Source organism: Citrobacter sp. Cpo069, assembly GCF_030332785.1.
In the GTDB taxonomy this organism is placed as follows: Bacteria; Pseudomonadota; Gammaproteobacteria; order Enterobacterales; family Enterobacteriaceae; genus Citrobacter; species Citrobacter portucalensis.
The window spans coordinates 1-544 of the sequence record NZ_JAOWHD010000013.1 but is presented as its reverse complement, the minus strand read 5'-3'; the positions used below and the strand labels follow the sequence as shown (position 1 = coordinate 544).

The 544-nt window shown below is 45.0% G+C and carries 1 protein-coding gene; it reads right to left on the bottom strand.

From position 1 onward, the window contains the following. Positions 1–289: 289 nt before the first annotated feature. Positions 290–544, bottom strand: a 255-nt coding sequence (locus OGY08_RS00305; RefSeq protein WP_286565321.1) for a flagellin, incomplete at its 5' end; no start/stop codon positions are given.

Below are 544 nucleotides of genomic sequence, written 5' to 3'. Positions count from 1 at the left end.
TGAGATTTGTTCAGGTTAGTCTGTGTCATCAGCGACAGGCTGTTAGTATTGATTACTGCCATAATTGAGTTTCCTTCATAATAGTGTTTAGTTTCAGGCCGCTGGCCTACGGCTTCTGTGCCGTTAAATTCGTTATCGACGATGAAACTAAAATCTTTAGGCTTTTTTCTATGTAAACAATACCTGGCGTGAAAACGAATTAGATGTAAATACAGATAGTTAGAAAATCATCAGAGGAAAAAACAGCTAAAAAACCCCACCGGAGCGGGGTTTGCGCGATAAGTGTGAATTAACGCAGCAGAGACAACATGGTTTGCGGAACCTGGTTGGCCTGGGCCAGTACAGAAGAGCCTGCCTGCTGCAGAATCTGTGCACGAGACATGTTGGACACTTCAGTCGCGTAATCAGAATCCTGAATACGGCTACGTGCATCGGTCAGGTTGTTAACAGTATTGTTCAGGTTCGTGATGGTAGATTCAAAACGGTTCTGGGAAGCACCCAGGATGCTGCGCTGAGTATCAACAGCTTTCAGTGCGGCATCGAT